The organism is Brevundimonas sp. C43 (assembly GCF_030732185.1).
Classification (GTDB): Bacteria; Pseudomonadota; Alphaproteobacteria; order Caulobacterales; family Caulobacteraceae; genus Brevundimonas; species Brevundimonas diminuta_C.
Map to the genome: position 1 here is coordinate 862,203 of NZ_CP132231.1, position 14,426 is coordinate 876,628.

At 67.1% G+C, this 14,426-nt stretch carries 15 protein-coding genes; 12 read left to right on the plus strand and 3 right to left on the minus strand.

The features are described 5' to 3' along the window. Nucleotides 1–19 precede the first annotated feature (19 nt). The gene (locus Q9R14_RS04320) at nucleotides 20–742 is read left to right on the plus strand and encodes a chorismate mutase (RefSeq protein ID WP_231868790.1); all 723 of its coding nucleotides are present in this window, start codon (nucleotides 20–22) and stop codon (nucleotides 740–742) included. A 389-nt stretch (nucleotides 743–1,131) separates the two neighbouring features. On the opposite strand, the gene panC is transcribed toward Q9R14_RS04320, so the two are convergent. Further along, nucleotides 1,132–2,004 carry a pantoate--beta-alanine ligase gene (gene panC, locus Q9R14_RS04325; RefSeq protein ID WP_306003608.1) on the minus strand — a complete coding sequence of 291 codons (873 nt, stop codon included), beginning with the start codon at nucleotides 2,002–2,004 and terminating at the stop codon, nucleotides 1,132–1,134. Between the two features lie 75 nt (nucleotides 2,005–2,079). On the opposite strand from panC, the gene Q9R14_RS04330 reads away from it, so the two are divergent. From Q9R14_RS04330 to Q9R14_RS04380, 11 genes are all read left to right on the plus strand, one after another. Further along, entirely contained in the window at nucleotides 2,080–2,739 is a 660-nt protein-coding gene (locus tag Q9R14_RS04330; RefSeq protein WP_306003609.1) for an SPOR domain-containing protein, read from the plus strand. A 129-nt stretch (nucleotides 2,740–2,868) separates the two neighbouring features. Then, nucleotides 2,869–3,705, plus strand: a complete 837-nt coding sequence (locus Q9R14_RS04335) for a division plane positioning ATPase MipZ (RefSeq protein WP_295170923.1) — start codon at nucleotides 2,869–2,871, stop codon at nucleotides 3,703–3,705. Between the two features lie 7 nt (nucleotides 3,706–3,712). Further along, the gene (locus Q9R14_RS04340; RefSeq protein WP_306003610.1) at nucleotides 3,713–4,141 is read left to right on the plus strand and encodes a molecular chaperone DnaJ; all 429 of its coding nucleotides are present in this window, start codon (nucleotides 3,713–3,715) and stop codon (nucleotides 4,139–4,141) included. A gap of 131 nt (nucleotides 4,142–4,272) precedes the next feature. After that, complete coding sequence (gene fabD, locus Q9R14_RS04345) at nucleotides 4,273–5,214, plus strand: ACP S-malonyltransferase (RefSeq protein ID WP_306003611.1); 942 nt, start codon at nucleotides 4,273–4,275, stop codon at nucleotides 5,212–5,214. A gap of 86 nt (nucleotides 5,215–5,300) precedes the next feature. Then, the gene (gene fabG, locus Q9R14_RS04350; protein WP_306003612.1) at nucleotides 5,301–6,041 is read left to right on the plus strand and encodes a 3-oxoacyl-[acyl-carrier-protein] reductase; all 741 of its coding nucleotides are present in this window, start codon (nucleotides 5,301–5,303) and stop codon (nucleotides 6,039–6,041) included. A gap of 171 nt (nucleotides 6,042–6,212) precedes the next feature. Then, complete coding sequence (locus tag Q9R14_RS04355) at nucleotides 6,213–6,452, plus strand: acyl carrier protein (RefSeq protein WP_008264317.1); 240 nt, start codon at nucleotides 6,213–6,215, stop codon at nucleotides 6,450–6,452. 150 nt (nucleotides 6,453–6,602) lie between these two features. Further along, nucleotides 6,603–7,874: a beta-ketoacyl-ACP synthase II gene (fabF, locus tag Q9R14_RS04360; protein WP_306003613.1), complete on the plus strand. Its 1,272-nt coding sequence runs from the start codon at nucleotides 6,603–6,605 to the stop codon at nucleotides 7,872–7,874. A gap of 1 nt (nucleotide 7,875) precedes the next feature. Then, nucleotides 7,876–9,036, plus strand: a complete 1,161-nt coding sequence (gene mltG, locus Q9R14_RS04365) for an endolytic transglycosylase MltG (protein WP_371929761.1) — start codon at nucleotides 7,876–7,878, stop codon at nucleotides 9,034–9,036. Then, nucleotides 9,033–9,917 (plus strand): YicC/YloC family endoribonuclease, encoded by an 885-nt coding sequence (locus Q9R14_RS04370; protein WP_306003615.1) that lies wholly within the window; start codon nucleotides 9,033–9,035, stop codon nucleotides 9,915–9,917. Before mltG ends, Q9R14_RS04370 begins: the two co-directional genes overlap by 4 nt. Then, nucleotides 9,907–10,548 (plus strand): guanylate kinase, encoded by a 642-nt coding sequence (gmk, locus tag Q9R14_RS04375; RefSeq protein WP_055808657.1) that lies wholly within the window; start codon nucleotides 9,907–9,909, stop codon nucleotides 10,546–10,548. The genes Q9R14_RS04370 and gmk overlap by 11 nt, the downstream gene beginning before the upstream one ends. A 194-nt stretch (nucleotides 10,549–10,742) precedes the next feature. Further along, on the plus strand, nucleotides 10,743–12,494 hold the full coding sequence (locus tag Q9R14_RS04380) for an ATP-binding protein (protein WP_306003616.1): 1,752 nt from the start codon (nucleotides 10,743–10,745) through the stop codon (nucleotides 12,492–12,494). Here the strand turns inward: Q9R14_RS04380 and Q9R14_RS04385 are convergent. After that, entirely contained in the window at nucleotides 12,491–13,615 is a 1,125-nt protein-coding gene (locus tag Q9R14_RS04385; protein WP_306003617.1) for a pyridoxal phosphate-dependent aminotransferase, read from the minus strand. The two genes, Q9R14_RS04380 and Q9R14_RS04385, sit on opposite strands and share 4 nt — an antisense overlap. Then, a complete protein-coding gene (rsmA, locus tag Q9R14_RS04390) occupies nucleotides 13,612–14,421 on the minus strand; it encodes a 16S rRNA (adenine(1518)-N(6)/adenine(1519)-N(6))-dimethyltransferase RsmA (RefSeq protein WP_306003618.1) in 810 nt (269 codons plus the stop codon). The genes Q9R14_RS04385 and rsmA overlap by 4 nt, the downstream gene beginning before the upstream one ends. Nucleotides 14,422–14,426 lie beyond the last annotated feature (5 nt).

The following is a 14,426-nucleotide window of genomic DNA, read 5'->3' on the forward strand; positions in this document are numbered from 1 at the left end:
TCAGCAAGTCTGGCCTGACATGGCCGACCTGACCCCCGAACAGCAGGCGCTGGCCGCCCTGCGCGCCGAAATCGACGGCATCGACGACCAGATCCTGGCGCTGTTCGAGCAACGCCTGGCCATCGCCGCCACCGTCGGCCGGGCCAAGGACGCGCCCACCGGCCCGCACACCAAGCTGCGTCCCGATCGCGAGCAGACCGTCCTCTCGCGCATGCTTAAGCAGGCCAAGCCCGAGAACGCCGAGGCGGTCGAACATCTGTGGCGCGAGATCGTCGGATGGGGCCTGGCGCGCCAGGGCCGGCTTCAGGTCCAGGTCTGGGCCCCGATCGAACCGACCCGCGCCTATGACGGCGCGCGCCTGCGTTTCGGGGCCGCCGCCGACATCAAGATGGTGCGCGATCCGCAGAAGGCTCTGGCCTTCGCCGCCGAAGGCCACGGGATCGCCGTGCTGGCGATCAACACAGAAGACGCCTGGTGGATGGGCCTGCGGCGCGAGTGGTCGATGCTGAGCGTCTTCGACGGTTACGGCGGCGAGACCCCGACATCGCTGGCTGTCGGCAAGATCGATCCGCCGGCTCTGCCCAAGGGCCGACGCGTGGTGGTCACCGCGGGCGGCGATGCGGGCGACGGCGGCGGCGCGCGGCGCTGGGGCCTGAACACCCATCACGGCTGGACCATCGCCCTGACCGACGCCGATCTGGCGCCGGGCGACGCAGAAGGTTGTGTCGGCGCGATCGGTTAGCCCCGTCCGCGTTTGAGGCAAACCCGAGTTCTTGACTGGCGGCTGCTATGCAATCGCCGCCAGCCATGCATTTCGTCTGAGCGAAATCGCATCTTTTCAACGGCTTGATGGACGGTATCGGCTTCTTCCTGAGCCCGACGTCAAACGCGGTTATGATGCCGGCTCGGTCTTTGACAGCGCCATCCCTCGACGACACTCCGGCTCGTTCGACTGTTTTCCCGAGTCCAGCTTTCAGGCCCGAACTGCACTTCGTTGCACTGTGCAATTCGGGCTCTGCTGTTTTCCTCAACGAAAACAACGATGCGCCGCGTCATATTGCACGCCATTGCACCACTTTTCACACGTGCAATTCGCCGGCCTATGCCCAGAAACGGATGCGGCCCTTCTTTTCAGACCGCCATATTGTCGATCAGTCGCGTCTTGCCCAGCCAGGCGGCGGCCAGGATGCGGGCGGGGGCGTCGACAATGTCGTTGCGGAACGGCGTCAGGTCCTCGGCGTGGCGAATGGCGACGTAATCGACCCGATCAAACCCGGCTTTCAGCAGGGCGGCATAGGCTTCACGCTCGACGCCGGGCAGGGGGCGGCCGCTCGAGGCATGGACGCCGGCCTCCGCCAGAATGCCGTTCAACCGGCGGGCGGTCTCAACCTCAGCCTCCGACAGATAGGCGTTGCGTGACGACAGGGCCAGGCCCCAGCCGTCCCGCTCCGTCGGCGCGCCGACGATCTCGACCGGCAGGTCCAGATCGCGCACGAACCGACGTACGACCATCAGCTGTTGATAGTCCTTCTCGCCAAAGACCGCGACATCAGGCTGCACCTGGTTGAACAGCTTGGTGACGACCAGGGCGACCCCGCCGAACATCTGAGGCCGGAAATCACCCTCGAGACCCAACGCCGGGCCGGCGACGGCGACACTGGTCGCAAAGCCTTCGGGATACATCGCGTCGGCTGAGGGCGCGAACATCAGGTGGCAGCCGGCGCCGGCCAGCAGACGGGCGTCTTCTTCCTGCTGGCGAGGGTATTTGCCCAGATCCTCATGCGCCGCGAACTGGGTCGGATTGACGAAGTTGGAGGCGACGACGCGGTCGGCGCGGCGCGCGGCCTCGCGCACCAGGGTCAGGTGGCCCTCATGCAGGGCGCCCATGGTCGGAACCATGCCGACGCTCAGGCCTTGACGTTTCCAGTCCCGGACGATCGCCCGCAGGTCGGCGACGGCGCGGACGACGGCCAAAGAAGGGAACGGGGGGGCGGCGTCTATCATGATGAAGCGATTAACCTTTCCGCTTAAGCCTGTTGATGCACCAGACCGCAAATTCTGGGCTCTAGGGTCGTGTTTATGACGCCCGCAGAAGCGACCCGTCCAGTTCTGATCGCCCTGGCCTTCGCCAGCAGCCTCGCCGTCGCCGGCTGCGGCGCGGTGGACAGCGATCCCCATCGATTCAGCGCGATGGCCGAGAACGTCGCGGCGATCGACATTCCGCTCTCGGCGCGCGATCGCGAAACCCGGCATGCCGTTGCTGAAAAGGCCGGACTGCGGCCCGTGCGCTTCACGCCGGTCAAGGTGGCGGTCATGGATCCCCACGCCATGTGGGACGCCCGAGACGTCCAGGCAGGCCGTCGCCCCGTCGGTGAAGATGCAGGCCTGCGGGACGCAATCGTACGGGCTGCCTCGCCCGCCGTTGTCAAAGCCGTGGCGGATGAGGCGATCTCGCGGGTGCAGGCCCCCGTCTTGCGTCCCGCCAGTCTCACGGCGGCGCCGGTAACCGGGCGAACGATCCAACTGGGCGCCTATTCCAGTGCGGCCGGCGCGCGTCAGGCCTGGGATCGGATGAAGGCCACGTCAGACCTGTCGGGATTGTCGCCGATCTATCAAGAGGTCGAGGTGGGCGGCCGTCGGCTGACGCGGCTGAAGGTCGGGCCGGTATCCACCGAAACCGCCGCTGCGGTCTGCCGCTCCGCCGCTGTCGGCGACGCCTGGTGCGCGCGTAACAGCTGACCGACCCCGGTTCGCCGTCCACAGGTCTGCGTTAAGGTTCCGTTGACGTTTGGCGCTTTGAGGCCGAGTCTCGGTGGACCTAGGACCGCGCAGTCTGAGTCGCGCGGTCGGCACAGAGGATTCCCTCGAATGACGCAGCCGCATGTGATCGTCCTCGGCAACGAAAAGGGCGGGGCGGGTAAGTCCACCCTGGCCATCCACATCGTCACCGGCCTGCTGCACGCCGGGCGCTCGGTGGCGATCATCGATCTGGACCTGCGCCAGCGCTCGATGCAGCGCTTCTTCCAGAACCGCGCCGCCTGGCTGGCCGCGAACGGTCATGAGCTTCCCCAACCCTTCGTGCCCGACATGGGCGACGGCAAGGCCCTGGCCAAGGCGGATGTCGCCGATCAGATCGCCACCTTCGAGCGCGCCTTCGACGAGGCGGCGGCGCGGGGCGTCGATTGCATCCTGATCGACACGCCCGGGGGGGACACGGCCGTTTCGAGCGCCGCCCACGCCCGCGCTGATCAGATCGTGACGCCGATGAACGACAGCTTCGTCGATTTCGACCTGCTGGGCGACGTCGATCCGGTCACCCTGGAGCTGCTGAAACCCTCGATCTATTCCGAGAGCGTCTGGGAGGCGCGCAAGCAGCGCGCCATCGCCCAGGGCCGTCACGCGACGATCGACTGGCTGGTGGTCACCAACCGCCTCGCCGTCGCGGAGGCCCGCAACCGCAAGCGTCTGGAAGAACGGATGACCAAGCTGGCCAAACGCGTCGGCTTCCGCGTCGGTCCCGGCCTGCGCGACCGGGTCATCTATCGCGAGCTGTTTCCGTTCGGCCTGACGGTGGCGGACCTGTCGAACGACATTCGGCCGGTCGCGGTGTCCCTGGCCCACGTCGCTGCGCGTCAGGAAATGCGCAATCTGATGATGGCCATGGGTCTGGAGCAGGTTCTCAGCCCTTTGGACGTGGCGGCCTGATCGCCTGATGGGTTTGATCTGGCTGGCCCTGGCGGCGATCGCCGTTTGGGCGCTGGTGCGGCTGGGCCGACAGACCGAGCGACGCGGGCGCGCTCACTGGCGCGTGACGGCGACCCTGCTGGGTGCGGTTCTGTTGGCCGGCGGCGCGCTGGCGGCGTTTCGTGGGTCGTGGCTGACGGCGACGGCGCTGGCCGGGGCAGGGCTCTATCTGGCCTGGTCGTCCCGGCAGCGACCGATCATCCGATCCGAACCCATCAGCGAAGCGGACGCCCGCGCCGTGCTGGGCGTCGGGCCAGCCGCGACCGAGGCCGAAATCCGCGCAGCCTGGAAACGCGCCATGGCCCGCGCCCATCCCGATCAGGGCGGCACGGAGGGGCTGGCGACGCGCGTCAACGCCGCGCGCGATCGACTGCTCGCAAAATACCGGCGCCGCTAAGCGCTCTCAGGGCAGCATCACTGCGGTCGTGGAGTTGGTCCGACACACAAGCACCCACCACCTCCGCTTGCCCTCGGGTAAGTCTGGGCTTACGGGTCCGCGCTCTTGATCAATGATTCAGGGAGCGGTCGATGACCCTCGCACTTCTGTTTCCGGGACAGGGCAGCCAGGCCGTCGGCATGGGCGCACAACTGGCCGACGCCTTCCAATCCGCCCGCGACGTCTTCGCCGAGGTGGACGAGGCGCTGGGCCAGAAGCTGTCGGTGCTGATGCGCGAAGGCCCCGAGGACCAGCTGACCCTGACCGAGAACGCCCAGCCCGCCCTGATGGCGGTGTCCGTGGCGGCGATCCGGGCGTTGAAGGCCGAGTTCGGCTTTGACGCGGCGAACGCGGCCTATGTCGCCGGTCACTCGCTGGGCGAATATTCGGCGCTGGCGGCGGCGGGCGCGATCTCGCTGTCGGATACGGCGCGGCTGCTGAAGCTGCGCGGCCAGGCCATGCAGCGCGCCGTGCCGGTGGGGCAGGGGGCGATGGCCTCGCTGATCGGACCCAAGACGGATCTCGCGCTGGCGGAAGCGGCCGCAGCGGCCGGGTCGGAGGTCGGCGTCTGTGTGGTCGCCAATGACAACAACAACGGCAATATCGTCATCTCGGGCGAGAAGGCCGCTGTGGACCGGGCCATCGAGAAGGCCAAGGAACTGGGCGCGCGGGCGATCCCGCTGAACGTCTCGGCGCCCTTCCACTGTCCGCTTATGCAGCCGGCGGCGGACGAGATGGCGGCGGCCCTGGCCGAGGCGAAGATCGTCGCGCCGGTGGTTCCGGTGGTCGCCAACGTCCTGGCGCGGCCCGAGAGCGATCCGGAAGTCATCCGCCGCCTGCTGGTCGAGCAAGTTACCGGCCGGGTGCGCTGGCGTGAGAGCATGGAGTGGATGGCGACCGAAGGCGGCGTGACCCGCTTCGTCGAGATCGGCTCGGGCAAGGTGCTGACCGGCATGGCCAAGCGAATCGCGCCAGACGCGGAGGCCCTGCCTCTGAACACGCCGGAAGAGCTGGAAGCGTTCGCCAAGGGGTGACGCGGGGCGCGTGGCGACGGCTTCGTCACGGCTTTGCTTTTCCTAGCCACTCGACACTAATCACTCGCCACTTCGGAGAGACATAAATGTTCAATCTTGCAGGCAAGACCGCGCTGGTGACCGGCGCGACGGGCGGGATCGGCGGGGCGGTGGCGCGGGCGCTGCACGCCCAGGGCGCGACCGTGGTGCTGTCAGGCACGCGCGAGGCGGTGCTGGCGGATCTGGCCAAGGAACTGGGAGAGCGGGCGCATTTCGCCACGGCGAACCTGTCGGACCCCGAGTCGGTCGATAATCTGGTGAACGCGGCCGAGACGGCGGCGGGCTCGGCCCTCGACATCCTGGTCGCCAACGCCGGTATCACCAAGGACGGCCTGCTGATGCGGATGAAGGACGAGGACTTTCAGTCCGTCCTGACCGTCAATCTGGAAAGCTATTTCCGCCTGACCCGCGCGGCGGTGAAGGGCATGATGAAGCGCCGGTCGGGGCGAATCATCGGCGTCACCTCGGTCGTCGGCGTGACCGGCAATCCGGGCCAGACCAACTATTCGGCGTCCAAGGCCGGGATGATCGGCTTTTCCAAATCGCTGGCGCAGGAGGTCGGGTCGCGCGGCATCACCGTCAACTGCATCGCGCCGGGCTTCATCGCCTCGCCCATGACCGACGTGCTGAACGATCAGCAGCGCGAGACCATTCTGACCAGGATTCCGGCGGGCCGGCTGGGTTCGGGCGACGAGATCGCCGCCGCCGCCGTCTATCTGTCGTCCGATGAAGCCGCCTATGTGACGGGCCAGACCCTGCACGTGAACGGCGGCATGGCGATGATCTGATCGTCGTCACGTCACGCAACAGACTATTTCCTGCCCGAAAGGCTGTGCTAAAGGGCAGGGATGCGTTGTCGATCACAGCCTTCGGGCTTGCGTCGCCAACGCTGCCGTGAGACGGCGATTTCTGAGCTACCCCCGCCTCTACGGCGATTTCAAACAGGCAGAGAGACACTCATGTCCGACACCCTCGAGCGCGTTCGCAAGATCGTCATCGACCATCTGGACGCCGATCCGGACAAGGTCACCGAAAAGGCCAGCTTCATCGACGACCTGGGCGCCGACTCGCTCGACAACGTCGAGCTGGTGATGGCCTTCGAAGAAGAATTCGACATCGAGATCCCGGATGACGCCGCCGAGCACATCCAGACGGTCGGCGATGCGGTCAAGTTCATCGACGAAAAGTCGGCCGGCTGATCTCAGTCGCCGATATCGGCCGAACAGGCTGACGGTTCACAGGGCCGCCCGGCGCTCCTAGCGGAGACGCCCGGCGGCCTTTACTGTTTCTGACCCACGCGAATCCGCGATGATTCCGAGGGTCGGGCTGGAGATAAGGGAGCACGCACCATGCGCCGCGTCGTCGTTACGGGCATCGGTCTGCTGACCCCCCTGGGTTGGGGCGTCGAGAAGAGCTGGAAGGGCATCGTCGAGGGACGCTCGGGCATCGGCCCGATCACGTCGTTCGACACCACGGGCTATGGCTGCACCATCGCCGGCGAAGTGCCGAGCGTGGATGGACGCGGCGGCGGCGGCGAAGGCGATTTCGATCCCGAGAAGATCATGTCCGCCAAGGACAGGAAGCGCGTCGACGACTTCATCCTGTACGCCATCGCGGCGGCGGATGAGGCGCTGGCCGACGCCAACTGGAAGCCCGAAACGGACGAGGACAAGGAGCGCACCGGCGTGATGGTCGGCTCCGGCATCGGCGGCCTGGGCCCCATCGCCGAGACGGCGATCGTCCTGAAGGAACAGGGCGTGCGTCGCGTCAGCCCCTTCTTCATCCCCAGCGCCCTGATCAACCTCGCCGGAGGGCAGATTTCGATCCGCCACGGCCTGAAGGGGCCGAACCATGCGGTCGTGACCGCCTGCGCCACCGGCGCACACGCCATCGGCGACGCGGCGCGGATGATCGCGCTGGACGACGCGGACGTGATGGTGGCGGGCGGGGCGGAGAGCTCGGTCGTGCCGATCGGCATCGCGGGCTTCCTGGCCTGCAAGGCGCTGTGCACGGCCTATAATGACACGCCTGAAAAGGCGTCGCGTCCCTATGATCGTGGTCATGCGGGCTTCGTCATGGGCGAGGGCGCCGGCATTCTGGTGCTGGAAGAATACGAACACGCCAAGGCGCGCGGGGCCAAGATCTATGCGGAGGTCGTGGGCTACGGCATGAGCGGCGACGCCTATCACATCACCGCCCCGTCCGAGGACGGCGAAGGCGGCGTGCGAGCCATGAAGGCGGCGCTGAAGCGGGCCGGTCTGCAGCCGTCGGACCTGGACTACGTCAACGCCCACGGCACCTCGACCATGGCCGACTGGATCGAGTTGAAGGGGATCGAGGGGTTGGTCGGCGATCATGCGCAGAACCTGACCGTCTCTTCGACCAAGTCGATGACCGGACACCTGCTGGGCGCGGCCGGCGCCATCGAGGCGGCCTTCTGCGTGCTGGCGATCCGCGATCAGATCGCGCCGCCGACGATCAATCTGGACGACCCGGAGATGGAGACGCCCATCGACCTGGTCCCGAACAAGGCCAAGCCGATGAAGATCGATGTCGCCATGTCCAACAGCTTCGGCTTCGGGGGCACCAACGCCTCGGTGATCTTCAAGAAGGTCGACTGAGATGTTCGGGCGGGGACGGGTCGAGAAATCCAGCGGGCGGTCGGGGTTTACGGTCTCGCTGTTGACCGCGTCCGCGACCTTCGGCCTGTTCCTGCTGGTGGCGCTGATCGCCGTCTGGGCGGTCTATTATGCGCCGGGACCGTCCGCGCGGCAGGGTCAGACGACGGTCGTCACCCTGCCCAGCGGGTCCGGCGTCTCGGCCATTGCGGCGCGGATGAGGGCGGCGGGGGTGATCCGTTCGACCGATCTGTTTCGTGCGGCGGCGACCCTCACGGGCGCGGATCGGCGGTTGAGGGCCGGCGAGTACGAGGTGCCGTCGGGCACGTCCCTGGCCGGGGTGCTGAACCTGCTGGTCGAGGGGCGGGTGGTACGCCATTTCGTGACCCTGCCGGAGGGCTGGTCGTCGTTGCAGGCGGTGGACATCCTGAACAAGGAGGCCGTTCTGACCGGGACGGTCACCGAAACGCCTGAGGAAGGCAGCCTGTGGCCTGATACCTATGAGGTTTCGCGCGGGGACACGCGCCAGTCGGTGATCGACCGGATGCAGCGCGCGGCGACCGAGAATCTGCGTCTGCTGTGGAGCCAGAGGTCGCCCGCGACCGTGGCGCGCACGCCGGAGGAGGCGGTGATCCTGGCCTCCATCGTGGAGAAGGAGACCGCGCTGGCGGCGGAGCGGCCGCGTGTGGCGGCGGTGTTCTCCAATCGTCTGCGGGCGGGGATGCGGCTGGAGAGCGATCCGACCATCGTCTACGGCGTGACCAAGGGACGGCCGCTGGGACGCGGCATCCGGCGCTCCGAACTGCTGGCGCCCACGCCGTGGAATACCTATCAGATCAACGGGCTGCCGCCGACGCCGATCGCCAATCCGGGCAAGGAGGCGGTCAAGGCGGTGTTGAACCCGCCGGCCGATCCGGCCCTGTTCTTCGTGGCCGATGGGTCCGGCGGACACGCCTTCGCCCTGACCTATGACGAGCATCTGCAAAACGTCGCGCGGTGGCGTCAGATCGAGCGCCAGAAGGCGGGCTTGCCGCCGGAAGCGACGCCGCCCGTTACGCCGGGAACCAGTGCGGCGCCGATGACGAGCGAGCCGGCCGCCGCGTCGGTCGAGAACGGTCAGGCGACGATCACCCTTCCGGCCGGCGCGACGCAGGGGCCCCGATGAGCACCCTATCTGGCATGACCGGTTTCGGCCGGGCCGACGGGGCCGGCGAAGGCTGGACCTGGTCGGTCGAGGCGCGTTCGGTCAACGGGCGCAATCTGGAGGTCCGGTTTCGGGGACCAAACGGTTTCGATGGGCTGGAGCGCGCGGCCAAGGCGGCGGGCCAGGCGCGGTTCGCGCGGGGGCAGGTCACCATCGGCGTTCAGGCCAAGCGAGCCGAAGCCGGCGAGGCGGCGGTCACGATTAACGCCGCCGTGCTGGCGCGCTATCTGACGCTGGCGAACGAACTGGCCGAAGACGGCGCAACGCCGCCGTCCGCCGACGGCCTTCTGGCCCTGCGCGGCGTGATCGAGGCGCCCGAAGAGGCGGACGATCCCGAGGCGCGGGCGGCGGTCGAGGCGGCGATGACCCGCACGGTCGAAGAGGCGCTGGATGCGCTGAAGGCGTCACGTCAGAACGAGGGTGCGCAACTGAGGCCGGTGCTGGACGAATTCATCGCTCGGATCGAGGCGCTGGTCGGCCAGGCTGAAGGCGAGGCGGCTGCGCAGGTCGAGGCTATTCGTGATCGCTTCACCCGCCGAATCTCCGAACTGGCGCCCGATGCGCCGGGGCTTGAGGACCGAATCTTCCTGGAAGCGGCCGCTCTGACGACCAAGGCCGACGTGCGCGAGGAACTGGATCGGTTGACCGCCCATGTCGCCTCGGCGCGTCAGCTTGTGGCCTCGGCGCCCGCCGGGCGGAAACTCGACTTTCTGATGCAAGAATTCATGCGTGAGGCCAACACGCTGTGCTCGAAATCCGCTACGACCGCGCTCACCGGAATCGGCCTGGAGCTCAAGGCCGTCATCGAACAGTTGCGTGAGCAGGTCCAGAATGTCGAATGAACGCAGTCCCCGCCGGGGCGTCCTCCTGATCGTCGCCAGTCCCTCGGGCGCCGGCAAGACCTCGCTGTGCCGGCGGTTGATGGCCGATCATGGCGGGCTGGAGCTGTCCGTCTCCATGACCACGCGCGGCATCCGGCCGGGCGAGGTGGATGGGCGCGACTACAACTTCGTCGGCCATGACGAGTTTCAGCGCCTGATCGACGAGGACGCCTTCCTGGAATGGGCGGACGTTCACGGCAATCGCTACGGCAGCCCGCGCGGGCCGGTGGACAAGGCGCTGGCCGAGGGACGAGACGTGCTGTTCGACATCGACTGGCAGGGCGCGCGCGATGTCGCTGAGAAATGCCCGGAGGACGCCGTGCGCGTCTTCATCCTGCCGCCCAGCCTGGAAGAGCTGCGGCGTCGTCTCGTCACTCGCTCACAGGACGCCGACGACGTGATCGAGCGCCGCGTGGCCAACGCCAAGGGCGAGATCGAACACTGCGACGCCTTCGACTATGTGCTGGTGAACGAGGACTTCGATCGGTCCTACGCCGAACTGGCCCACATCTATCACGCCGAGCGTTCGCGTCGGTTCAGGAACCTTTGGGTCGGCGACTACAAGGCCGCCCTGCTGAACGAAGCCGTCTGAAAAAACAGCGCCACAGGCCGTGGGGACCTGCGGCGCTGTGGGTACTCAACGCTACGCTACTGACGCTGTTTTGCCGCCCAGATGATTTCGGACGGTAAACGCGGCCATAGGGAATGTTCCGTAGCGGCTCGATATCGCAGGTTTACGACCTGTTCGCCCTCTTGACCTAACGTCAGGCGGTGAACGGGGGTATCATGGGCTTTCTTCATTCGATCGCGCCTCTTCTGGCCAGCAGCGCCAGAGAAAGGGTCAAGCAGGTCCCCGTCAGGCTTTTGCTGGCCGCCTTGGTCGGCTGGGCGATGACCGAAGCCGGGATGATGCGATGGGTCCCGCTGTGGCTGGCGGTCGCGATTCTGGTTCAGGCGTTCGAACTGTGGGCTATGGCGCCGTTCAGGCGCGCCGAGCCGTCACAAAGCCCGCTGTCCGTGTTCGTCGCCCTGGCGTCCACCACCTTGATGGCGACGACCTATGCCGTCATCGCCTTGGTGATCTGGTCCACCAATCACCCGGCGCTTGTCACGCTCGCCGCCCTGACGATGGCGGGCGGTCTGTTGACCAACGTCGCATCCGGCATCGCTTCACGAACGATTTTCTTCATCGGCGGCAGTCCCTATCTGGCGGCGCTGGCCCTGATGCCGGCGATCAAGGTGATCCAGGGCGATACCCGTGGGGTCGTGGTCATGACCCTGTCCGCCATCCTGTTCGTCGGCATGGTGCTGAACATCTACTGGCGGGTGCACGGATCGCGCGAAGCCGAGGTAAAATCGCGGGCGGAGGCGGAAACACGGTTGGAACAGGCGCAGGCGGCCATGGCCGACCGCGCGGCGATGGCGGCGATCGTCAGCCACGAACTACGCACGCCCGTCAGCGCCATCCTGGCCGGTGCCCATGTCATCCGAGATGGAAAGTCGCCGGAGCACCGCCAGGAGACGGCCGACCTGATCATCGACGCCGGGCAGTTGATGACCGGCATGCTGAACGACCTGCTGGACCATTCGAAGATGGAAGCGGGCGCGATGACGATGGAAGGTCGCGACTTCGAGCTGGGCGATCTGATGCGCGATACGGCGCGATTCTGGGCGGCGCCGGCGGCGGACAAAGGACTGACGCTGGACATGTCGGGCGTGGACGATGAGGCGGTGTGGCTGCGCGGAGACCCCTATCGTCTGCGCCAGATCATCAACAACCTTGTATCCAACGCGATCAAGTTCACGCCGACGGGCGCGATCCGGCTCGAAGCCTCGGCGCCGCGTGGCGATGGAAAACATTGTCTGACCCTCACCGTCACTGACCAGGGGGCCGGCATCGCGCCGGAGGCGATGAGTCGGCTGTTCACCCCCTTCGCCCAGGGGTCCGCCGAGGTGGCGCGCACCTATGGCGGGACAGGCCTGGGCCTGACCGTCAGTCGGGAACTGGCGCGGTTGATGGGTGGCGATCTGACAGTCGAGAGCACGCCGGGGCAGGGCGCCGCCTTTACCCTTTGCGTCGATCTGCCAGCGGGTCAGCCGACGCAAGCCTTGGACGGACACGAGTCGGAGGCGCCCGTGCTGGCCCGGCGGCTTCGCGTCCTGGCCGTGGACGATCATGAGATCAATCGCCGCACGATCTCGCTTGTGCTTCAGCCGCTGGATGTCGATCTAACCACGGCCTCGGACGGCCATCTGGCGCTGGCGCTGTTGTCGGAAAAGGCGTTCGACGTGGTGCTGATGGATGTGAACATGCCCGGCATCGACGGCAATGAGACGACACGCCGCTTGCGCGCATCGGACGGGCCCAATGCGGACGCTCCTGTGATCGGGTTCAGCGCGGGCACGGAAGCCGAACAGGTGCAGGCCTGCTATGCGGCCGGCATGACGGACTGGCTGGCCAAGCCGCTGGAGCCGAAGAAGCTCTACGACGCCTTGCACCGCGTGACATCGACGGCGGCGCAGGTGAAGGCCGCTTAAGCCAGGGCTGCGAACCACGGACGCAGGCGGCTCAAGGCGTCTTCGATCTCGGGGGTCGAGACGGCGAAGCTGAAACGGATGAAATGGCAGCCTTCGACAGGGTCGAAGTCGACGCCGGGCGCGGTGGCGACGCCGGTGTCGCGCAACAACTGCTCGCAGAAGGCCACGCTGTCGTTCGTCAGATGGCCTATGTCGGCCCAGATGTAGAAGGCGCCGTCCGGGGGCGCGATCTTGCGCAGACCGAGCGCGGGCAGGGCCTCCAGCATCAGCTTGCGGTTGCGGGCATAGGTCTGGATATGGCCTTCCAGCTCATCGATCGCGTCCATGGCGACCAGACCGGCATGCTGGCTGAGGCTGGGCGGGGTCAGGAACATGTTGCCGATATAGGCGCGGGCGGCGTCAATCCGGTCCTCCGGGACCAGCAGCCAGCCGAGGCGCCAGCCCGCCATGCTCCAGTATTTGGAGAAGCTGTTGATGACCACGGCGTCGGGCGCAAACTGCAGCATCGAGGGCGTCGGGCCGACGTAGCTGAGGCCGTGGTAGATTTCGTCCGACACGATGGCGATGTCGCGTGCGCGGCAGACCTCGGTGATGGCGGCCAGCTCGGCGTCCGGGATGATGGTGCCGGTCGGATTGGCCGGGCTGGCGATGATGACGCCGGCAGGGGCAGGATCCAGCACCTGAAGCTGGACGGCGGTGAGCTGGAACCGGGTCTCGGGACCGCAGGCGATCTCCACCGGCTCAAGATGCAGGGCGCGCAGGGTGTTGCGATAGGCGACATAGCCGGGCCGGGCCAGGGCGATCCGGTCGCCGGGCTTGAACAGGGTGCTGAGCGCCAGTACCAGGGCCGGCGAGGCGCCGCAGGTCAGCAGGATGCGGTTGGGATCGACGGCGACGCCGTACCGCTCGTCGTACAGGCGCGCGATGCGGGCGCGCAGATCGGGACTTTCCCAGTAGCCCATGGCGTCGGCGTCCAGCACCTGATGCGCTCGCGCGATGGCGGCGGCGGGCGCGCCGGTCGAGGGTTGGCCGAACTCCATATGGATGATCGAACGACCCTCGCTCTTGAGCTGATGCGCCAGGCGGCTGACGGAGATGGCGCGGAACGGTTCGACGGTCATTGAAGGGCATCCGCCAGTCGCAGGAAGCCGGCGACATCGATGGTTTCGGCTCGGGCGTCGGGCTCAATGCCGGCGGCCTCGCACAGGGCGGCGCCGCCCAGCTGTTTCAGACTAGACCGCAGCATCTTTCGGCGCTGGCCGAAGGCGGCGGCGGTGACGCGTTCCAGCTTCTTCAGGCGTTCCGGCGACGGCCGCTCATTCAGCGGAACCAGATGGACGACAGCCGAGGCCACCTTGGGCGGCGGGGTGAAGGCGGCGGCGGGCAGATGCATGACGATGCGGGCGGTGCAGACGGCCTGGGCGATGACGGCCAGACGGCCGTAGGCGTCCTCGCCTGGCCCTGCGGCGACGCGCTCGGCGACCTCCTTCTGGAACATCAGGGTCAGGCTGTGGGGCAGCCACGGACCCGTCAGCCATTTGATCAGCAGGGCGGTGCCGACGTTATAGGGCAGGTTGGACACCAGATGGGTCGGGCCGGAGACCAGATCGGCCTCCTTCACCTTCAGCGCATCGGCTTGGACGATAGTTGGGCGGCCGGAGCCGTCGTCCAGTTCGGTCAGCAAGGGAATGAAGCGCGGATCCTTCTCCACCAGGACCACGGGGCCGGCGTCGGATTCCAGCAGGGCGCGCGTCAGGCCGCCAGGACCGGGGCCGACCTCGATCACCGCGCGGCCCTCGAACGGACCGGCCAGACGCACGATCTTGCGGGTGACGTTCAGGTCCAGCAGGAAATGCTGGCCAAAGCTCTTCTTGGCCGAAAGGCCGTGGGCGTCGAGGGTTTCGCGGAGAGAGGGAAGGTCGGTCACACGCC